Origin of the sequence: Enterococcus pernyi (assembly GCF_045371165.1) — a bacterium.
GTDB lineage: Bacteria > Bacillota > Bacilli > Lactobacillales > Enterococcaceae > Enterococcus_B > Enterococcus_B pernyi.
The window spans coordinates 22,460-41,856 of sequence record NZ_JBIQDM010000015.1; the positions used below are offsets into that span (position 1 = coordinate 22,460).

The following is a 19,397-nucleotide window of genomic DNA, read 5'->3' on the forward strand; positions in this document are numbered from 1 at the left end:
GACCTTAATTGATATTTAAGTTATACTTTAAATATCAATTAAGGCTTAGGAGGATTTATATGGATAATTTTCAAGGAACTACATTTACAGTTGGCAATTTCAAAGGCGGCGTTGGTAAAACTAAGATTGTCAGCATGCTTGCTTATGACAATGCAATTATAAGAAATAGAAAAACACTCATTATAGATTTAGATCCACAAGCAAACTTAACACAAGTTATTGCAAGAACTTTTGGTATAACCACTATCAACACTACTATAACAACTGGTATTGCAAAGGGAGAATTAGCAAGTAGTATTATTAATATAAATGAAAACCTTGATTTACTAGCATGTGACACAAGTTTTCGATCGTTCTCTTCTTTTGCGAACAAACATGAAAATGAATTAGATCAAGTTACAGTCTTAAAAAAATTACTTCTACCAATAAAGAACAACTATCAAGAAATATTTATTGATGTTCCACCGACAATTAGCGAGTTTTCCGATAATGCTATGGCAGCGTCAGACTATTCGATAATTTCATTTCAGACAGCCGAAGAATCTTTGGAAGGAGTTAACAAATATGTAAATTATCAAAAATTCATGGTCGATAGATATAATCTTAATTTACAAATTATAGATATTGTACCTTGTATGGTAGAACCAAATGATGATTTTGATAAAGAAATATTAGAAGAAGCAATCGAAAAATACGGAACTGTGGTATCCAAAAATCTTATTCACTATCAAAAGAGATTGAGAAGATACTCTAAAATTGGCATACAATTAAGGAAATATAAAAATGGAAATTTTGATCAATGGGATTATAAAGCACACCAAGTATTTATAAATATTTTGGCAGAACTGGATGCCAGACAAGAGTTTTTAAATAAATAAAAGGAGTTGTATAGGTAATGCCTAAAGACTTTGATATTCCTAAAACAATGAAAAATGGTGAGTTTGAACCTTTATTACCAAATAACAAACGACAAGACGTAAATATATCCGGTGAATTTAACTTTAGTAATAGTGCATTGAGTAACACAAAAAATATATCTTTTAAAAAAAGAGGCCGACCAGTTTCAATTACTGATACAAGAAATAAAGTATCAGTTCCCAAAAAGATCTCTCCAGCATTAAATAGTAAACTATCAATTTTACAAGATTATATGACAGAGTTGCAAAGTGAAAAAGGACGAATTTCTTTTGAAAAAATCGTGAATACATTAGCAGATTCATATATCCAGCATAGACTAGGAGTAGCAAAAGAAGAACATATAAAAGAAGAAATACAAGAAGAATTTGATAAGCTACCAAAATAATTTTTCATCTTGTAACTTCAAATTAAAGTATAACTTATACCATAAAAACAACAATTAAAGTATAAGTTATACATTATATATTTAAAGTATAAGTTAATTGTCCACCAATATATTAGCTATTAAATCAGCATTATCATAATTATATTTAAAGTATAAGTTATACATTATTTGTATTTAAAGTATAACTTATACTTATTTTTTTAATGTATAACTTATACTTTAAATGCGGTAGTTGTTTTATTAAGTCTAAATACGTGATATAGTTCAATTGTTGAAAATCGAGAATTGATATATAAATTTTTAAGAAAGAAGGCAAACAATGAGTACTTTTAATTATTTAAAAGCAAATCGTGCTTATAACGAATTATACTATCAATACCCAAAAGTCTTTATTGAAAGTGATACTTATAAAGAATTGTCGGAAGGTGCAAAAATTGCATATATGCTATTAAAAGCAAGAAGTGAACTTGCTATAATAAAAAATCAAATTGACGAGCAAGGGAATCTCTATTTCGAATTTACTGGAAAAGAGTTAGCCAATATGATGAATTGCAGCGAACGACGTATTACAAGCATAAAAAAAGAATTAGAAGATTTTGGCCTTCTAAAACAAGTGCCTATGGGATTCAACAAAACTACTGGTAAAAATGAAAAAAATAGACTCTATTTAGCTGAACTAGAAGTATCAAATCAAGATGTATATTTAATGCAGAAAAGAGAAAATTATGATCAAACCCTTGATAATAGCGGACTAGCAGAATTTGCTACCCAGTCTAAAGAAGCGAAAACTTCCGAATCCCTTGATAATAGCGGACTAGCAGAATTTGCTACCCACTCGAAAAGCTCTCAATCCCTTGATAATAGCGGACTAGCAAAATCTGCCAAAGAACTTAATAATAATAACTTAGACACTAATAGACACAATCTAGACACTGAGAAAGACCACCTACAAGATCAATTATTGCTTGATAATTTTGAAACGATCATGAAAGACAATAGCATTGCTACCTTTGTCCCTGACCGAGTACTAAGTTTGATTAAAACATTCTCGTCAAGTTACAATGAAGCTCAAAAAACCGTTCAGACAATCCATAACGCAAAAGCAAAAGCAGAAAAAGACGCTCAAACTAAAATTATTTTTGAGGATCTAGATATTTATGGGCTTAATGCCGAACAAGAATTATATCAAACTCTGTTGAAAGCTTATCAAAAACAGAAAACAGAAAAAGTTGAAAATATTCAAAATCTAATCTTTGTTTACGTTAAGAACTGGTTTATGGAAAATCCGATTGCTGCAAAACAACAAGCTGAATCAAGCGAAGAATTACCGAAAGTCCCTTTGCATGATTGGCTCAACGAAGGTTAAGATCAGTCGTGACTAGGGAAAGTGTCTAGGTGTGTCTCAGCGTAGCTGACGTGTCTTTTTAGTTGAAAATTAAGTGATCAACTAAAAAGAGCTAATCTATAAAATAGGCTACTGCACCAGGTGTTCCAGAAGTGATTAAATTGTTCAAACTATACAACGCAATATCAGCTGTGGTTCTAATTTTTTCACCGTGATAGTCTTTCAAGTTAACAATGAATTCTATGTCTTTTTTGTAGTTTATAGCTTTTTTTATAGCGACTTCTTTTTCGCCTGAAGTCAAAGCTTTGTAATATTCAATTCGAATTCTAAATAAAGTAAATAATAAGCTGAAATTAAATACTGGGCGAGAGGATAGAATTTCTCCGAGTTTGTCACAACTTTCTTCTGCCTTAGCTAATAATTCAAAATCAATATTGGTTTTGTCTAAAACAGCATGATCAATCAACGAATCGGTTATGTTAGAGATTGCGGCAGGAAGTACGTGTAAATATTGACAATCAATTGAACTGATATGATCTACTTCATAATCTTTTAAAGTTTCTAGAAAAAATTTTAAGTGATCAATTTTAAACTTAGGGGTAAAATCTGCAATCAGTTGGAGATAATAGTTTGTTAAATAGTTTTTACTTTGTATTTGATCAAAAAGTCTGTCCATTTCTGCAGATATAATTGGTTCAATGAATGGTGCAGTTTGTTCAAATTGATGTTTAATATATAAAAAACTGCGGTAAGATCGCAAGGATTGATCTTTCTCTGCCTTAGCAATATCGTATAATTCTTTTAATTCGTCTAAATCCACCTCATTGGTGATCGATTTTTGAGTAAGTTCTCTAATTTTTGCTGCGACAGCATTTTCCATATTTTCGATGTCGCTAAGATCCGTTATATGGGCATTGAGTCGGCACATGATCAACTCTAATTCGGTTGAAGTTAACGCACGTTCACCTCTTTCAAATCTTGAATAAGCAGAGGTGTCCATAATCCCTTTTGCAATTTCAGATTGCTTCACACCTTGTTTAATACGTAGTCTTCGTATAAGTAAATGAATGTTCATAACATTTCCTTTCAGTAATGTCAACAAAAAAATGGCCATTTGTGAAATTCACAAGTCAGCAGTTTTTTGGAGATTTTTGTAAAAACTTGTTGTATGATTTATTTGACGTCAATATTAAAAGCTGTACAGTAATAAAAAAAAGGAGGAGAAATACTATGTTTCCATTTCCAATTGATCCACGTGACGCACAAGTAACACGTCCTTAGAAAGTTATTTTTATCCCAAATAAACGAATAGACCAATTTATTTAAAGAATCATGTGAAACTTTTTATTATCTTTTTTTTAGGTAAATTGTCTAAATTTAGTATAAATTAGAATAACTATTAAGACAAATTATTTCTAGTTAGAAAACCTTTAGGTATGCGTTTATTTCTTAAATTAAATAAAGGATTAGTGGGATTTATCAAAGGATATTTTTCTTCAAAGGGAGTAGTGTCTAAATAGATTTAGGATAATTTATTGTTGCAAGAGGGATAAGAAGCATGTTATCGTTAAAAGGAATTAAATAAAGTACTAGTTTTTGTTTGTCGAAAAGTAACTAGACATTTTAGTCTAGTTCTTGAAATGAAGGCAAACAAAAAGGAGCACCTTTTGCTCTCTCGCTTCATACTGACGCCAATCAGTTTGAAGGTCGTTGAGAGTCAAAGGGTCCAAACAACATTGTCGCATGTTGAATGGATTGCTCCTTGATAATTGTAGACGATGTCTACAACGTTGCTATTATAACAAACAACTAAGGGGTATTCATTCGTTTTTACTTATTTTTTAAAATCTTTTTTTATAAGACAGTTTGAAAAGGTGATTTTCAGAAGATGAGTGAGGACGTATGTGTATGGCCTTGGACTAATACGATTCGTTTTTTTACATGTTTGATTCAGTGGGGGAGTGCGTGTAAAACGAGGATCAAATTAGCTGTTATAGGGCGTTGTCGACAACTACAATCTTTGAGGAGGGATTTCACGCATGTGGAATGCCTCCTTTTTGTTTGCCTTTATTTTAAAATTAACTACTTGAAAGGATCTGAAGATGATGACAAAAGGCTATGTGGTTAGATTGATTGACTTACTAGAAACAAAGGGAGTGATAGTTCAGCTTTTTAATGGACAACGGTGGAAAATCAATAACGAGAAAGCTCTAAGATTCTCAATTTTTTATGAAGGTGGTAAACCTTATGAGGTAAACTTTGGAGAAAGGTCGACAGAAGAGCTGTTTGATCAAATTAAATTAGTTTTCGATAAGAAAGGCAGTATCCTTGCAAGAAGAATTCAAACAAATCTGCCTTTAAAAACAATTAAAGCAAATGACATTTTTCGTTATAAAAGAGCTGATCCAAAAAAAGCAGCACTTAAAATCTATCAAGCAATCGAGGAGCAAGAGGATCAAGAATTTGCTCGTCAAATGATCACGCATTGGTATTCTAATGATTCAGGCGAACTAATAAAAAAATAATTACTCAAACAAAAACGTCTTATATTTGCTAATTTTTTAGCAATAAAATCTTAAATTCTTGTTGGGTGTTGATGACGAACAACCAACAAATAAAATTGAATAGGGCGAGTAGAACCGCCCCTCTGAACTAATCAGCATGGCTACTAAAGGGTTCAGTGACCGTTACCCAGCTAGATGGGTGTGCCAGAATCATGGAAGGATTTGCGAAGATTTATCTGAAAGATAAGGAGCGAATATCCTGCCTTCCTAGGAGTTAGACTTCTCCGGTTGTAAAAGTCTTGCGAATAATGGTTCTACAAAAATTAGCAAATATAAGACGTTTTTGCTATGAGTAATATCAATACGAAAGGGGAAAATATATGCCAAAAGCTACCGCAAAGAAGAGAAATAAAGATAAAAAGAAACGGTTGTTCCAATTGGAAGAACTATTGTTAGAGAAGAAGGATTTGGAGTTTGTGATCGGACAAGAAGATTTATTTGCAAGTAATATCCAGTTCAAACATGATGAAGTGTTACCAGGCGAACGAGCATATATTGTCACGAATACTGTTGTCCATAATACCCCTTTATACCAAAAGCAATTGATCCATTTACGATATATCCATTCATTGAGAATCGTGAATAATTTGGAAGAAGGGCGACTAGTGAAAGAAGTGCCAGTAGCAAAGATTGTTCGGTCGAAAGCAGGGATTTATTTCGTTGTCGATCGAGAAAGAATCACCCAGTCTTATCATCAACGAAAACAGCATAACCAACTTTCAGGAATTATTTCCGAAGAAATGTTTCGGAATTACTAAAAAGACAGATTTTCCTTTGAAAATTGTGAATTATTTTGCTAAGTAAAGAACTTTCATTTTTAATATATTTAAAAATGTTATCTTAAAAAAAATGGTTTGAATTTATTTACAATTAAATCCAATATTAAATTGTTTTTATCAAGTAAAATGTTAATTGGTCTATATTAATCAATCGTTTTATTAAAATTGTATGAAAAAACACAGGTTATCGTTTGGCGAAAATTATTTGGTTTGATATGCTTAATTTATAGTTATTTTAATTTAAGTGAATCCTAGCTTAATAGTTGCCAGGGAGATCTTTAAATCCAAACTCCAATTTTTAGTTTATTAGTTTAAGAATACCCTTTTGAAAGTCTCAACACTTTACTCTTGAAATATTTCAACCCTAAGCGTTCTTTTTAAGAGGGACGCGATCCCTGGCAACTATTAGGCTAGGCATCATTCGTTTTCTAATGGATAATAATAATGTTGCTGATTCTTATCCTGAGCTAGTCCAAACGTTGAGCCAATCGTTAGAGTAGAAGGACTACCATTTAATTCAAGTAATTCAAATTGATTTTTATCAATGTTTGTGACAGATATCGGGAAATGAATTTCTTCGTCACCTATCGCAAGAATAGCCTGATTGACGTCTTCAAAATGAACAAAGGTGATCATTGCTTCACCTAAGTCAGTAAGATCGGACTTGATTGCATATTGAAGTTGTTCAAAGGGGGATCTAGGAGATGTATTAGAAAATTCCTCTTGAGTGACATTTTCAGATCTAATTTGATTCGATTGATACAAGAATCCTCCAGCTAAAGTAAGAAAACAAATAGGTAAAAGGTAGAATATATACTTTTTCATCGGTTCCTCCTTTTTTTTATTTATTTAGTATAATACAAGGGAATGAAAAATAAAAATACCTATTTCACTATTTGAACTCACTTTGAGTTTGTGTTGCACTCAAAAGTGTGGTATAGTGAATTTAGCCTTAGGAGGAAATATTATGGCGACACCAAGTGTACGTGTAAGCGAAGAAACAATTCACATGTTAAAGGAAATACAAGAACATTGGTCTAAAGACCAAGTAATCCCAGTTAAAATATCTCAGCGTATCGTGGTAGAAGCATTGATAAAAGCTGAATATGATAAAATAAAAAATTCTGAATGAGGAGAGAATATATGAAACTATTAAAAGTGTTAGCAGTCGGAGTAACAGTTGGAGGGATGGCGTTAGCCATTCATACGGAAAATGCAGAGGCCGCAGAATGGACACCACGTTCGGTCGAACAAATTAAAGCAGATATCGCAAAAACAGACGGTAAAGAATACACGATCGTCACTGGTGATACTCTAAGTGGTATCGGAGAAGCCACAAACATGACAGTGAAGGCATTGGCAGAAAGAAATTCAATTGCAAATGTAGATTTAATTTATGCAGGAAATAAACTTGTATTTGAAGGTAATGTAGTCACTGTTCAAAATCCTCAAGGAGAAACCATTGCGCAATCTGTTGTTAAAGACGAAGATAAAATAGATCCAAGTCAACCAATTGGGCAAGCACCGACAACTGGCTCTGATAATAGTCAAGGTTCACAAGCAGTGACACCTCCAGTAACAGGAGATAGTGGCTCAGTAGGCGGAGGAAATACAGTAACACCACCAACTGGCGCTGACAACGGTTCTACAGGAGGCGGAGGTACAGTCACACCGCCAGCAACAGGAGACAATGGCTCAACAGGCGGAGGAAATACAGTAACACCACCAACTGGTGGCGATAACGGTTCTTCTGGTGGGGGTACAGAAACAACACCGCCAACAGGTGGGGATAATGGTTCAGGAGGAAACGAAACTGGTCCAGAAGAAGAATTATATCGTGTAACGCCACTAGGTAATAGTGGCATGGAGTTCAAGACGAACATCGAAGCAGCTGAATGGGGGTTAGCACAAGTTATGAATCCCGATAGTCAATGGTTTGGTATGCGTTCTACTTCTAAACCTTTAGTTTGGTCAAATGGAGAGGTTTTAAGCTATTCAGTAGATTTTTATTAATATAATTAATTATCTAGAAGCGATTTAAGATTATAATCTTGAATCGCTTCTTTGTTTTTTCTAGGCTAAGAAAGGAAGTGAATGCCTTGTGATTCGGGCACCCTGTATCATTAATTTTCCTTATTATTAGAAATTTTAGGAGGGGAATTATTGAAAGCAAAGATGTTTAAAAGAAGCCTTAATATAGTTGCTTTGTTTATAATTATAGGGCAGTTGATTATTGCACCAAGCATGGCTATTGCTGATCATATAGAAGAGTTTAAAATAAGCCAAGTGGATGCGAAAGATGAAGAACTTGAACAAGATAAAATTGAATTGAAAAAAGTTCTTAAGAACAACTCAATACTATCAAATACAATAAAACAAGGAACTGTCCAGTCGGAAAATGCGCGAGCAAATGATAGTCCTGAAGAGAGTGAATTGCCCGTTGTTGAAACAATAGGTAATTCGCTTTTTATTTTACCTTCAGGTACTGATGTCCAACCAATTGACCAAGTTGAAGAAGAAATTACTGGTGAGTTCGATGCGAAATATACGTTAGATTATATTCGTGAACATGCTAAGAGCACTAGCGAACAAAATGAAATGTTGAAAAAATCAGAAGAATATACCCGTTTAAAAAGAAATTTTACTCGATCTACAGGGTTTACTATAGAAAATGTTCGTACGATTGAACATCGTGTATGGCGAAATATTCCAAACGGGACCAACTTTTTGCATGATAAGTTCTATATGTTTCGAATAAGAGAAACAGGACAGATTGCTTTTTGTATTGAGGAAGGTGTTCCCATTGTCTTAGGTAGTGGAGCATCGCAAGAAAACGTAACACAAATCATTTCAAATCCACAATTAAGAGAACGATTATCCTTGATTGCTTATTTTGGTTGGTATGGAAATTCAGATAAATCAGATACACAATATGTTGCTGTTCAACAAATGCTTTGGGAAGCATTTGGAGGCGAAACATTGTCCACCACAGTTTCTAATTACGGGACACGTAAACAATCCGTGGAAACAGAAATATCAAAATATAATACTCGACCAAGTTTCCATAATCAAAAAGTAACTGTCAAAGTTGGAGAAACGGTTACAATCAATGATACAAATGGCGTATTTGCAAATTATGCTATGAATAATCTTACGAATACAGCAAATGTAACACTTCGACAAGAAGGTAATAGACTGCATATCACGGCAAACGCCAATTCAAATAAAAATGGTATCGTATCTATTGCAAGAATACCTAATGAGTTTGCTAGTGCTGCATTAGCCTATCGAGTAGGTAACGGACAAAGGGTAAGTGTATTGCATGTTGATGATCCAATAACTGTGAATTTAAATATTGAAGTTTTAAAAGAAGGTCACGCTGAAGTATTAAAAGTGGATGAAGATACTGGAAAACCTTTAGCTAATGCAACGTATCGTTTTACAACTTCAACTGGGCAAACGAAAGAATTAACAACAGGAGCAGATGGAAAGGCACGGTGGGAGAATCTTTTAGTTGATACAAAAGTAACCATCGAAGAGATTCGAGCGCCACATGGCTATATCTTGAATGCACAACCTCAAACCTTAACTATACGAGCGAATGAAACAACCACTCTTCGATTTAATAATAAAGAACAACTCGCAAATCTTACAGTTATTAAAGAAGATGAAGAAACTGGAAACAAACCACAAGGTGCAGCTACACTTTTTGGTGCTAAATATGAATTAACAGATTCAGAAGGCAAATCGATTGCGATATTAACTTTGGATGATGTTGACGGTCTTTCACAGGCAGAGATTAAAGGACTGAAACTTGGAACGTACTACCTAAAAGAAGTAGAAGCACCTGAAGGGTACAACCTTGATCCAGAAACACACGAAGTTCAGTTGACCTATGCAGGACAGAATGAGACAGTCGCTATTCATAGTAAGACAGTCAACGATCGAGTGATTAAGGGCGGAATCGAAGGCTATAAATTTGGATCAAAAGACTTAACACCGTCAATAATGGGGAATATTCGTTCATTTTTCCGCTTGGGTCAAAAAGAAGAGGAGAAATCATCTAAAACAACGAATCAAGATATTAAACCCCCACTTGAAGGAGTTGAGCTAACAGCAACTTCGAAAACAACAGGATTAAAATATACTGCAACGACTGATAAAAAAGGATATTTTCATATTGGAGACTTGCCGTATGACACGTATACCGTAGAAGAAACAAAAGGTGCGCCTGGCTATTTACTGATTGAACCCTTTGAGGTAACAATCACTGAAGATGGCTATGTGCATTTTTATTTGTTAGAAGATCGAATTATTGAAGCACGTTTACGTATCTTAAAAGAAGATGCTGAAACAGGTGAACGAATTCCTTTATCAGGAACTAGCTTTAAGATTTGGGATCGTTGGGGTAACGATGGTGAGGGTGCTTATGTAAGCATGCGTGAGAATAATTCATTGGAATTGACTGATACGTTTGTTACCAATGATGAAGGAGAAATCGTTACTTCTGAAATGTTAGCATTTGGAGAAGATCGCTATGAATTAAGAGAAATCCGCGCCCCAGAAGGGTATATTTTACCAACAGAACCGGTCGTATTTTCAGTTACTGGTGATAATGCGAATGGGGTAATCACACTTCATGTTAAAAATGATCCACAAAAAGGATTAGTCACTGTCAATAAAAGTGTAGAAACTGCTATTCAAACAAGTATAAATAATTCTGAATATGGTGAGTATACTCAATTTGATTTTGATCAATTAAAAGGAAAAGGATTCCGATTCAAGATCGAAGCGGCTGAGGACGTTGTGACACCGGATGGAACTGTTCGCTTTAAACAAGGAGAAACAATTCAATTTGATGGCGAAGATTATATCCTTGAAACCACTGAGGACGGATCTGCTACTTCACCAGCATTTCTCTATATTGGAAGCTACTATCTAGTAGAAATCGGTGCGCCTGCAGGCGTAGCTATGCTAGAAGAACCAGTACCATTTTCGATTGAGTACGCAGGGCAAGAAGTAGAAGTTTCGACTAGTGAAGTCGATGTAGATAATTTCTTACAGGAAATCAATATTTACGGTCAAAAGGATCAAGAAGTAGTCGTTGATTGGACAGATGGTCAAGCAGTGATCGATGTCGAAGCAGCGAACAATGGTCAAGTATTTGCTTTGCGATTGGCAAAAGGACTGACAATCGGAGAGTCTGTGCTAGAAGAGGACACGACGTTGGCTTATACCGTCGTAAAAGAGGGTGTAATTGCGTTTGAAGGTTTGAAATTACCAAATCAGACGATTCAAATGTACATTCAAGAAGTGGATGCAGGTTCTGATCATGTATTGAATGAAGAAAAATACTACTTCACTTATGAGCCAGAAACGAATGAACAAACACACGATATTCATGTTTCAGCTAAACAAACAGAAATGGAAGAACCGAAAGAAGATTCGGAGCAGCCAAATGAAGAAGAACCAGCTGAAGAAGATGAAAACAATGAAGAAATAGATACTGAAGCTGACCGAGAAAACGAAAATGATTCAGAAAATCCAGAAGCAGACACTGTTGTCTCTGAAGAGCAAGACAACGATTCAAACGAGACTGGAGAAGTAGAACAAGAAGATACTGAAGAAGAGTCTGATGTGATTTTAAACAAACTGGCACGTGCCAATGTAAAAGTGATCAAGACGGACGCCATGGATCAAAAAGCACTGCAAGGTGTTGAATTCGATTTGATTCGCATTGGGGAGTTCAAACAAATCGACTCAGAATCAGAGGACGAAGGAACTACAGGTGAAGAGGAACAAGCACCAGAAGAAGACGGTACTGAAGAATCTGATACAGAAACGTTTACAGACGATGTAAGAGATACAGAAGAAACACGGACAGTAATTGGGACCTATGTCACAGATGAAAATGGTGAAATTGCCATTGAAGATTTACCTACCGGCCAATATGTACTAGTCGAAACAAAACCACTTGAGTGGTACCACGAAAATGACGAAGAGTACGATTTTGAGATCTCGGCTGAAAATAATGGTGAAACTATTATTTTTGAAGTTGAAAACAACCGCTTGGATCTTGAAATCGAAACACTTTTTGCAGAAACTGAAACTGGTTCAAAAGTGGTCGATCCAACCGTTGATAACAAATTGACGGATTACGCTTGGACTTTGGGTGGAAAAGAAGGACATGAATACTTTGTCGTGACGCAATTTATTAATGGAGCGACTGGGGAAGTGGTTGATAAAGGTATTTCTTCCTTTGTCTCAACAGGAGAAGAAGAACAGGAACTTCTCTTTGATGTAATGATTCCAGCGAACACGATGAATGACGGAGACGAGTTGGTAGCTACTCACATGGTATATAGTGATGAAGAGCTAACAGACCTTGTGAGTGATCACTTTGATTTAAAAAATAAAGAACAAACTGTTAGTTTCGTAAAACCAACTGAAGAAGTACCTGCAATTCCACAAGCAGGCAGTGTAACTACAGGGACATGGATTCAAGAAGCATTTTCAATGTTGTTCAAATAAAATACTTGATTTAAAGGTAAAGCTGATTATCAGTTTTACCTTTTTCAATTAGGAGGTGAGCGATGTTAAGAAGAAAAAAGTGATCAAAATCGGACGATCGAGAGCAAAAAGGAAGAAACGAATTCTAATAGCCGCAGGGTCTGCTAGTGTCTTTCTTTTTGTGTCTATGTTCTTCTTGCTTGGATATTTACAGCAACGATCGTTTGAAAAAAGTATCGCAGAAATACAGGTTGAAGCGTTGACAGCGATGGAAAATAAAGACGAGATTAAGCCTAGACCGGCAGATTATTCGGGTATGGATGTAGAGACGCTAGAACCAAGAACATTGAATGTAAATGTTCAAACTCAAATTTCTAGATTTGGTGTTGGAATGATTGAAATTCCTTCAATTGAGTTGAAATTACCGGTACTAGAAGGAATCACTCAAGCAAATATTAGCGTTGGCATTGGTACGGTAAAACCGAATCAAGCCATCGGAAAAGGGAATTTTGCTCTATTAGGACACTATATGACGAATAGTGGGCTTCTACTAGGAGGATTGAAACAAGTCTCTATAGGTGACGAGATCCACTTAACGTATTTTGACAAGCAAGCGACGTATAGAGTCATTGAGAGCAAAGTCATACACCAATCGGAAGGAGAATATATGTTAGATAATCCGGAAGATCCCCACTATTTAACTTTGTTGACGTGTGACGGTAGCCGAGTGGAAACAGATTATCGGTTAATGGTTCGTGCTGAACCGATTGAGTAATTAAGGAGTGATAAATATGGCCGCCAAAAAAACAAGTCTGATTGTAGAATCCGCAAAAGAACTATTAGAAGAAAAAGGCATGAACTTTAATCAGTGGAAAAAAGAAATCGTAACAACGAAAAAACTAGAGATTATGGAAGGCAAAAATCTCCAGTGGGAACATTCAATAGTTGAAGAAGGAGCATTAGAAGTGATTACCACTGATTTAAAGGAACGTCGGAAAAAAGAAAAGAATACCAGAGAATCAAATAAAAATATAGAACAAGAAGGAGTCGAATACACATGAAATCAACAGTTTTAAGCCTTGTCGTATTACCTCAGAACGATTTAATCTCAAATTTGGTCAACTCTCTAAATTCAGTCGTCTCAGCAGCACAGACATTAGCCCCAGCAGTAGCGGCGGTGATGGCAATAGCAGCCATGTTTATGTACATGTACTCGGATAAATTTGCCGATGTCGCTAAAACGAAGCTGTTCAAAATCTTTGTTAGTGTGGGCGTTATCGCAGGAGTCACTACTGTTATTAACTGGATGACAAGTACAGCGAGATTCTAAAAGTAAACCGGCTAAGTGTTTAACTTAGCTGGTTTATTTAATTATTGGCAAGTACAGGAAAGAAAGGAGAAAAAATGTATTTACTAAAGTTTGTTAAGGTACCTAAGACAATAAAAAAACAGAAAGTACTCCCATTGAAAAAATGGCTATATCTGCCTCAAGCGCAAGATTTGTATTTCCAAGTGATTGAAGAAGAGGGCTATGAAGGTGAAATAACCCTTTTGGTACAGAACCAAGAAAACTTACAAGAGATTCAATTTGATATTTCGTATGAAGAAGGGTACACCTTATCGGATTTGATTAACCAGGACTTAATCAAGGAAATTCGAAACACAGCTGATGAAAATCTACGTATTTCTTTAGAAATTATGGAAAACGAGATCAACTTATCATTTACTGAACCTATTACAATAGAATCAACGGATACAGAAGTAACAAAGAGTAACTTTTTCTCAACAATTAGCTCAAAACTTCCGTTTAAGAAAAAAGAAGATGCGACGGAAGAACCTGCTGAAGAAGAACAATCTGAAGTGGTGAATGAACTAATCGAAGTAGATGAATCAAGCTACGTACCAGATTATGAAGAGGGCGAGGAAACAGAAAAGGAACTCTTGCTACAACCAGTGGAAGAAACTGAAGATTTGAAAGTTAATAAAAAAGAACCAGTTGATAAAAAAGTGGAAACAGATTCTCAAGAAAAAAATAAACCCAAACTTCCTTCTTTGCAGGAATACGTATCGATTGAACAAGTGCCTATTATCCAAGAACTAGATGAGCTAATCAATCAGATGGACGGACGTATTAAGAATGGGGTATCCCACGTATTATCGGAATTCAATTTGACGGAACCGGCAACATTTATTGAAAAGAAGCAAAAAGAATTTATTGAAAAATCTTTTACAAAAGATTTTTATTCGTCCCTCATTTCTAGCTTGGTAGAGACGAAAAGTAATTTGTTAAATACAGCTATTTTAACATTGACTGAACAGTATGAACGACAGATAAAGCAAACTGATCCATCATTTTTGAAAGAAGAAATCTCCACTATTAAAGCGAATATCGAAAGTCACTGGCAACAAGAGCTGACTATAAGAATCCAAACGATTTCGGGAAGACACAAGCAAACAATCGATCAACTAAGAGTGAAACAAGAGAAAGAACTTGCACAATTGAAATTAAAACATAGCCAAGAAATGACTAGTGTTAACAACAACTATGCGACTGAAAAAATGCAACTTGAAAATGAGATTCAAGAAAAAATTGAACAAGAAGCACAGATAAATATTCAGAAGTTTAAAAAGAAAGCGACTCAAAAAATCGAGATGGAAAATCTTCAAGCTTTAGAAACTTTCAAGATCGCTCAATTTGAGAGCATGCGTCAGGTCGTGACAGAAACCTTGACAAATACTAAGCAGAATGAAGGGAATTATCTAAATGCGCTTAAAAAACGCTTAGAAGACGAACAACCAAGGTTTGAACAAAAGTATCAACGATGGTTAGAGATGCAGCGGGAAGAGGAAATAAATAGAAAGGAAAACGAAGAGTTGAAACTTAAAGCGCGCGAAATTGAGATTCAAGAGAAGAAAGTTGCATTGGAAGAAAAAGCGATCCATGAAACCGTGGATACCACCAAACGTATGGAAAAACAAAACCATGATCTTCTTGTTGCGCAACAAGCCCAACTACTTGAAACAATAAAAGCTTTTCAGATAAATCCTCCGGCTACTGGTTCTCAACCAACAGAGTCTAATTCAACTCAGCAACCAAAAAATACTTGGTGGAAAGGATTCTTTGTCGCTACGGTTACTTTTGTAACAATCGGTGGCATTGGCACCTTACTATATACGATTCACAATGTCTATGCTGCGCAAGAACAAACGACACAAGTGATTCAAAAAAAGACAAGTGAAATGGAGCAACGCTTAATGGGAGTAATAGAAAAATCGGTTCAGACCACACAAAGTACAGCCGAAACAGCACCACAAACGTTTGAAGATTATTTGATCGAAAACCAGTACTTAGAAGCTGCAGAAACGTTCCCAGAGAAGAAAAAAGACATTGTCGATTATTTGCTTGCGCAAGGAGATAAAAGCCGTCTGAACGAATATCTAGAGGTGTATCCGACCACTGATAAGTTACAGTTGTTAGAGGTGGCTATCTTGAACGGTGACAGTAAAGAAATTTTTGAGCGTTATCGAGAAAATGATTTGGATACACTCAAAAAACTACCAGCTATTCAGAAAGAAAAGCTCGCATTGGTTTTATATCAAGAAAACTATCCAGGAGAAGCGAATTTACTATTAAAAGATTAGACAAATCAATCATTTGTAAAAAGCAATCTAACTATAGACTGCTTTTTTTGTTGTCTTTTCACTGAAAAAAGGAGAGAAGGAATGGAAGAACAAGCTTTAGAATTTCTACTTCGATATTCCGATTGGATCAAAGACGCAGGATTTTTTAGTTCTATTTGGCATATGTTCATCATGTGGTTAATTAAAATATCTTATCAAATTGCTCTTTATACGGAAAAAGTTATTGATCAGATATTTAAAATCACAGGCTTTCTTGACGAGGGGATGATTGGGACCGTTTATACCAGTATGCGGATTTTAGCTGCTTCTGTATTGACGGTGACGCTTCTTTATATCGTCTACAAATACATGTTCAGCGATCAAGTTGATCTAAAAGGTAGTCTACTTCGTGGGATTATTTTCCTTAATTTGATTATCTATCTGCCTGCACTGATGAATTCTGCTATGAATGTAACGAAAGCAACCTTTGATGCCACAAAAGACTTGCACGGTACCGGATCAAGCTTATCTTATAATATCGTACAAAGTAACATGGCCGATCTCACCTACTTATCGAGAAATGGCTTTGAGCTACTTGATAGTAGCAATACAAATGACCGGGCAATGAATTTATCGGAAAATGCGTTCAAAAATGCCGATTTAACAGAAATGATTTTACCTAGTGATATCGGTGATCTAAAGAAAACAGCCAGTAATGAAGAAAATACAGAAGCTTTAGGCTACCAGATCAAGGTAGCTGATGATGGATCACTTTATGCGGACAAAATAAAAAACGGGTGGTTTTCAACGTTTGATAACGGGAAATTCCGGTTTAGTGCTGACACAGCAACAATTTTGATTTCCTTATGGACCATGACATTTGTTTATCTTTGTTCGGGGTTCACCATCGGTGCAGCGATCTTGGAGTTGGTTTTTGCTCGGATTCTATTCCCAGTTTTGGCGGCTATGGATATTGAAACAGGTCAAAAAGTGAAAAGGATTTTTGGAGATATGGGCAATACGTTTGTAACAATCATGCTAACCGGTTTTTCAATCAGTTTGTTTTCGATATATTTCACGTATCTTGCCACATTGAACCTAAATATAGTTGCTTATGCCATTTTATGCCTTGTGGGAGTGTCTATGGCAATGACTGGACCACGAACATTCGGAAAATATTTAGGTGTGGATACTAGCGCTCGAAGCGGGTTCAAATCAATTGTGGGTGGATATTATGGGGCGAAAGCAGCCATGGGACTTGGGAAATCTGCAGTCGGTTTAGGCGAAGCAGCGTTACATGCACCCGAAACAATGCGCACTACAGGGGGCAAAATCAAAAATGGTGTCTCCAATAAACTAGATAGCGATAAGAAAATGATGAATAATATTGGGAAAGCTAAGGATCATATCGACGATAAGTTGGATGATAAAGTCGATGAAATCTTTGATAATCCACCAACAACGCTAGATAATATTAGTCCAATTTCAGAAGATCAGTACGAAAAAGAAAATCTAAATCAATCGATCGATGGACAAGAAAATTCAACAGACGAAGATACAAAGAATACCGATAAAAATAATGGTGAGCTTGATCAAGACGGAAAAGAAATCATAGCTGAAGCGGATAATAGTACTCACCAAGACCACAATAAAGTACAAGATTCAGCTGACGAGAAATCTGTTTCTGACAGTGAACTGAACACTGAAGGACATGATTTGTCTGAAAATCCTAACGATCAAGGAGAAGAGACAGACGAAAATGGAAAAGTGATCGTTCAAGATTCTTCCAATAATGAGGATAAAACGGTAAATGACGCTTCAGCTATCGAAACGAAAGGTTCAAGTCAACGTTCAGAAGACTTGAAAAATGAAGAGTCAGCGAATAACGCAACCTTAGATGGCTCAGAAGGAAATAGTGAATCTGATCCCCAAAATAAAATGAATTCAACAGTTGAAAACCCAGACAAGAAAAAAGTTGACCAGGGTTCAGAAGAAGGACCAAAGAAAAATCCTACAGAAGTCGGTACGCCTCGAGGTACACAAAATGAAGGCGATTCTCCTCAAAAACAAGTCGTGCAATCTGAACAGCCAACCACAGCTAGGAAAGAAGATAACGTTGTAGAAACTAGTTCTGGAACGGTTTCTAAGACCACGGAATCGACAAATGGGAAGAAAGATTCACTAAGAAAAGAGAAAGAAGCAACGAAGCCCTCAGACACCTTAGAATCAACAGAAAGAACTATCTATAAAGAATCTGAAACCAAACCAATTTGGGAAGAAAAGAAACAAAGTGACACACGTTTTGCAAGTGCAAATGACACTCTAAAGAATATGAATGCAGAAGACTATTTACCACCAAGAAATAATGACCGAGGTGATAGAAATGGCGAATAAATATCAACATATGAAAATCCAAAAAAACATTAAGCAAGAAGTTCGCTTGAAAGCTTTCTACTTTTTGGATCTTGCTTTGATTCTAGGGCTTTGTGGTGGCATGTTTTATCTTCAAGACTATATTCAACTACCGATCGGGCATTTCATCGTTATTGAGTGCTTGCTATTTGCATTAGGGATCTTCTTATGTGCAAAGCCAAGCAGTAACGGAGGACACAGAAACCTATACACTCTTTATTGTCTGCTTAAAATGGATCGAACGATTTACGGTACACAGAGCTATAAGAAAGGAGCAAATTAGTTTAATGGCAAAGATAAAACAAGGAAAAAGTCAGAAAAAGCGTCCCCTTAAAAAAGGGGAGCTTCCTTCTGTTCAAGAAGTAATCCCTATCAAGCGAATGGATCAAAATGACGTGGTGAAAAACGACGATAGCTTTTTTGCTTTCCTAAAGATTTCTACTCAAGATATCAACGGACTAAGTGCAGAAGAGCAACAGCAAGCACAGTCTCAATTTGAAAATCTTTCTCGGATCTATGACGATGACATGAGTATTTTATCTATGATGTTTCCTACGAACATTGATTCCAACTTGGTTTTTTGGAACAAAAAGCTGATGCAAGCAAGGAGTAGACAAAACATGGCGCAATTGATGATTTGTCGAGAACAGATTCAGCGTCTCCTTTGGGTAGAAATGGAACTATCCAATTTAGAGTTTTATTGCATGGTCTATGGAAGAACAAAAAAAGAAATTGTTTTAGCCAAAACGTTACTGAAACGTTCCGGTGGATCACTACTTAGAATTAAGGATGTTAGTGCAGAACAGACAGAAAAGATTCTTACCAAACTGTTCAATATGAATACAGCGATTTAGGAGGAAATT

The 19,397-nt window shown here is 35.6% G+C and carries 17 protein-coding genes; 15 read left to right on the top strand and 2 right to left on the bottom strand.

Features of this window, described 5'->3' with window-relative positions; translation table 11 throughout:
• The first annotated feature begins 59 nt into the window (after positions 1-59).
• The 3 genes from ACH0AK_RS13730 to ACH0AK_RS13740 all read left to right on the top strand — a co-directional run bounded on the left by ACH0AK_RS13730 (position 60) and on the right by ACH0AK_RS13740 (position 2,669).
• The gene (locus ACH0AK_RS13730; protein ID WP_153830638.1) at positions 60-878 is read left to right on the top strand and encodes a ParA family protein; all 819 of its coding nucleotides are present in this window, start codon (positions 60-62) and stop codon (positions 876-878) included.
• Between the two features lie 17 nt (positions 879-895).
• Complete coding sequence (locus ACH0AK_RS13735) at positions 896-1,303, top strand: hypothetical protein (protein WP_142433693.1); 408 nt, start codon at positions 896-898, stop codon at positions 1,301-1,303.
• A gap of 319 nt (positions 1,304-1,622) precedes the next feature.
• Positions 1,623-2,669: a replication initiator protein A gene (locus tag ACH0AK_RS13740; protein WP_499797000.1), complete on the top strand. Its 1,047-nt coding sequence runs from the start codon at positions 1,623-1,625 to the stop codon at positions 2,667-2,669.
• A gap of 91 nt (positions 2,670-2,760) precedes the next feature.
• Here the strand turns inward: ACH0AK_RS13740 and ACH0AK_RS13745 are convergent, their stop codons facing one another.
• Positions 2,761-3,723: a helix-turn-helix domain-containing protein gene (locus ACH0AK_RS13745; protein ID WP_499797001.1), complete on the bottom strand. Its 963-nt coding sequence runs from the start codon at positions 3,721-3,723 to the stop codon at positions 2,761-2,763.
• A gap of 1,030 nt (positions 3,724-4,753) precedes the next feature.
• Between ACH0AK_RS13745 and ACH0AK_RS13750 the strand changes: the two genes are divergently transcribed.
• Positions 4,754-5,173, top strand: coding sequence for a hypothetical protein (locus tag ACH0AK_RS13750; protein WP_499797002.1), 420 nt, complete (start codon positions 4,754-4,756; stop codon positions 5,171-5,173).
• Positions 5,174-5,532: 359 nt separating this feature from the next.
• Positions 5,533-5,970: a hypothetical protein gene (locus ACH0AK_RS13755; RefSeq protein WP_224434931.1), complete on the top strand. Its 438-nt coding sequence runs from the start codon at positions 5,533-5,535 to the stop codon at positions 5,968-5,970.
• Positions 5,971-6,408: 438 nt separating this feature from the next.
• On the opposite strand, the gene ACH0AK_RS13760 is transcribed toward ACH0AK_RS13755, so the two are convergent.
• Positions 6,409-6,816 carry a hypothetical protein gene (locus ACH0AK_RS13760; RefSeq protein WP_499797003.1) on the bottom strand — a complete coding sequence of 136 codons (408 nt, stop codon included), beginning with the start codon at positions 6,814-6,816 and terminating at the stop codon, positions 6,409-6,411.
• Between the two features lie 142 nt (positions 6,817-6,958).
• Here ACH0AK_RS13760 and ACH0AK_RS13765 point away from each other — a divergent pair, with 142 nt between their 5' ends.
• From ACH0AK_RS13765 to ACH0AK_RS13810, 10 genes are all read left to right on the top strand, one after another.
• A complete protein-coding gene (locus tag ACH0AK_RS13765) occupies positions 6,959-7,123 on the top strand; it encodes a hypothetical protein (protein WP_499797004.1) in 165 nt (54 codons plus the stop codon).
• 11 nt (positions 7,124-7,134) lie between these two features.
• Complete coding sequence (locus tag ACH0AK_RS13770) at positions 7,135-8,004, top strand: LysM peptidoglycan-binding domain-containing protein (RefSeq protein ID WP_499797005.1); 870 nt, start codon at positions 7,135-7,137, stop codon at positions 8,002-8,004.
• Positions 8,005-8,154: 150 nt separating this feature from the next.
• Entirely contained in the window at positions 8,155-12,522 is a 4,368-nt protein-coding gene (locus tag ACH0AK_RS13775) for a SpaA isopeptide-forming pilin-related protein (protein WP_499797006.1), read from the top strand.
• 79 nt (positions 12,523-12,601) lie between these two features.
• On the top strand, positions 12,602-13,276 hold the full coding sequence (locus ACH0AK_RS13780; protein WP_499797007.1) for a class A sortase: 675 nt from the start codon (positions 12,602-12,604) through the stop codon (positions 13,274-13,276).
• Positions 13,277-13,292: 16 nt separating this feature from the next.
• The gene (locus ACH0AK_RS13785; protein WP_499797008.1) at positions 13,293-13,562 is read left to right on the top strand and encodes a DUF5415 family protein; all 270 of its coding nucleotides are present in this window, start codon (positions 13,293-13,295) and stop codon (positions 13,560-13,562) included.
• Entirely contained in the window at positions 13,559-13,831 is a 273-nt protein-coding gene (locus tag ACH0AK_RS13790) for a hypothetical protein (protein ID WP_207700311.1), read from the top strand. Before ACH0AK_RS13785 ends, ACH0AK_RS13790 begins: the two co-directional genes overlap by 4 nt.
• A 74-nt stretch (positions 13,832-13,905) precedes the next feature.
• Positions 13,906-16,143, top strand: a complete 2,238-nt coding sequence (locus tag ACH0AK_RS13795) for a hypothetical protein (RefSeq protein WP_499797009.1) — start codon at positions 13,906-13,908, stop codon at positions 16,141-16,143.
• Between the two features lie 81 nt (positions 16,144-16,224).
• Complete coding sequence (locus ACH0AK_RS13800) at positions 16,225-18,516, top strand: pLS20_p028 family conjugation system transmembrane protein (protein ID WP_499797010.1); 2,292 nt, start codon at positions 16,225-16,227, stop codon at positions 18,514-18,516.
• Positions 18,506-18,817, top strand: coding sequence for a DUF5592 family protein (locus ACH0AK_RS13805; RefSeq protein ID WP_207699729.1), 312 nt, complete (start codon positions 18,506-18,508; stop codon positions 18,815-18,817). Before ACH0AK_RS13800 ends, ACH0AK_RS13805 begins: the two co-directional genes overlap by 11 nt.
• Before the next feature lie 4 nt (positions 18,818-18,821).
• Positions 18,822-19,388, top strand: a complete 567-nt coding sequence (locus tag ACH0AK_RS13810) for a TraC-like domain-containing protein (protein ID WP_207699730.1) — start codon at positions 18,822-18,824, stop codon at positions 19,386-19,388.
• Positions 19,389-19,397: the final 9 nt, after the last annotated feature.

What these genes read in the sequence shown, in the direction of transcription:
- ACH0AK_RS13730 (WP_153830638.1), top strand. Translation starts at nt 60, where the DNA reads ATGGATAATTTTCAAGGAACTACATTTACAGTTGGCAATTTCAAAGGC.
- ACH0AK_RS13735 (WP_142433693.1), top strand. Translation starts at nt 896, where the DNA reads ATGCCTAAAGACTTTGATATTCCTAAAACAATGAAAAATGGTGAGTTT.
- ACH0AK_RS13740 (WP_499797000.1), top strand. Translation starts at nt 1,623, where the DNA reads ATGAGTACTTTTAATTATTTAAAAGCAAATCGTGCTTATAACGAATTA.
- ACH0AK_RS13745 (WP_499797001.1), bottom strand. Translation starts at nt 3,723, where the DNA reads ATGAACATTCATTTACTTATACGAAGACTACGTATTAAACAAGGTGTG.
- ACH0AK_RS13750 (WP_499797002.1), top strand. Translation starts at nt 4,754, where the DNA reads ATGACAAAAGGCTATGTGGTTAGATTGATTGACTTACTAGAAACAAAG.
- ACH0AK_RS13755 (WP_224434931.1), top strand. Translation starts at nt 5,533, where the DNA reads ATGCCAAAAGCTACCGCAAAGAAGAGAAATAAAGATAAAAAGAAACGG.
- ACH0AK_RS13760 (WP_499797003.1), bottom strand. Translation starts at nt 6,816, where the DNA reads ATGAAAAAGTATATATTCTACCTTTTACCTATTTGTTTTCTTACTTTA.
- ACH0AK_RS13765 (WP_499797004.1), top strand. Translation starts at nt 6,959, where the DNA reads ATGGCGACACCAAGTGTACGTGTAAGCGAAGAAACAATTCACATGTTA.
- ACH0AK_RS13770 (WP_499797005.1), top strand. Translation starts at nt 7,135, where the DNA reads ATGAAACTATTAAAAGTGTTAGCAGTCGGAGTAACAGTTGGAGGGATG.
- ACH0AK_RS13785 (WP_499797008.1), top strand. Translation starts at nt 13,293, where the DNA reads ATGGCCGCCAAAAAAACAAGTCTGATTGTAGAATCCGCAAAAGAACTA.
- ACH0AK_RS13790 (WP_207700311.1), top strand. Translation starts at nt 13,559, where the DNA reads ATGAAATCAACAGTTTTAAGCCTTGTCGTATTACCTCAGAACGATTTA.
- ACH0AK_RS13795 (WP_499797009.1), top strand. Translation starts at nt 13,906, where the DNA reads ATGTATTTACTAAAGTTTGTTAAGGTACCTAAGACAATAAAAAAACAG.
- ACH0AK_RS13800 (WP_499797010.1), top strand. Translation starts at nt 16,225, where the DNA reads ATGGAAGAACAAGCTTTAGAATTTCTACTTCGATATTCCGATTGGATC.
- ACH0AK_RS13805 (WP_207699729.1), top strand. Translation starts at nt 18,506, where the DNA reads ATGGCGAATAAATATCAACATATGAAAATCCAAAAAAACATTAAGCAA.
- ACH0AK_RS13810 (WP_207699730.1), top strand. Translation starts at nt 18,822, where the DNA reads ATGGCAAAGATAAAACAAGGAAAAAGTCAGAAAAAGCGTCCCCTTAAA.